The sequence below is a fragment of the Vibrio sp. 10N.261.52.A1 genome, assembly GCF_002876325.1.
Lineage (GTDB): Bacteria > Pseudomonadota > Gammaproteobacteria > Enterobacterales > Vibrionaceae > Vibrio > Vibrio chagasii.
The window spans coordinates 1-347 of record NZ_MCYD01000266.1; the positions used below are offsets into that span (position 1 = coordinate 1).

The window sequence follows — 347 nt, forward strand, 5'->3', positions numbered from 1 at the left end:
ACTACCCAAACCAAGTTTGGACCTCAGCGGTACCGATTGATACCAAGTTTAGAGACGCAAGCTTAAAGCGCTTGCCTGCCTCTCACTTTGCATCGGGAAGCCGTGGTGTATTTGCTTATAAACAGCTGCTTATTTATCTCGAAAGGTTGGCGATAAATGAGCGAGAATAAAGATTCAACAATAGCGCGACCAGGCCTATCAAGTGAACAAGCACTGGATGACTATTTTACTGCGTTATTAGGTGATGAAAGCTTTGAAACTGAAGAATTTTTAGTTGACGAGTCTGATGATGAGTCACAATCTGAAGAGCCAGAGCCAGAGCCAGAGCCAGAGCCAGAGCCAGAGCC

Annotated in this window: 2 pseudogenes; both read left to right on the plus strand. The window is 45.5% G+C overall.

What is annotated here, in order from left to right:
- Positions 1-170: pseudogene (locus BCT81_RS03425) on the plus strand (ParA family protein); the annotation flags it as partial.
- A pseudogene (locus BCT81_RS03430) lies at positions 157-347 on the plus strand (chemotaxis protein CheW); the annotation flags it as partial. The pseudogenes BCT81_RS03425 and BCT81_RS03430, both read left to right, overlap by 14 nt.